Annotated in this window: 1 protein-coding gene; it reads right to left on the reverse strand. The window is 44.9% G+C overall.

Translation table 11 applies throughout. The annotated features are described in order from the left end of the window. Positions 1–141: 141 nt before the first annotated feature. On the reverse strand, positions 142–515 hold a 374-nt coding region (locus tag A3735_RS09075), incomplete at its 5' end, for a uroporphyrinogen decarboxylase family protein (RefSeq protein ID WP_304439986.1).

Below are 515 nucleotides of genomic sequence, written 5' to 3' on the forward strand. Positions count from 1 at the left end.
ATCGATTGTATTAAAAGAGTCGCACAGGTTAAATAAGAGCCTGCTGCAAATGTGACACGTGTGGGAATTACATGGCATTTTGTGCTAGAAAAAGAAAGGGTGCCACGTTGCACCCTTAATTCTATGCATTAGATAACGATCTTAAGCGTGATACTGAGCACTCAGTTCATGAACCGCATCAACAAAGTAGCCTGCATGTGCTGGATCAACAAATTGATGAATACCATGCCCCAGATTGAATACATGGCCTTCACCTGGACCATAAGATGCCAAAATTCTAGCCACCTCATCCCTAATACCTTTTTCTGAAGCATATAGCACCGACGGATCCATATTCCCCTGCAAAGCAACTTTATCACCTACCAAGGCACGCGCTTTACCGATATCCATCGTCCAGTCAAGACCAAGTGCATCAGCGCCGGTATCAGCCATAGAAGGCAACCATAAACCGCCTCCTTTGGTAAATAGAATCACGGGGACTTTTCGACCATCGTATTCCCGAATTAAGCCAGCTA

The organism is Oleiphilus sp. HI0061 (assembly GCF_001635675.1).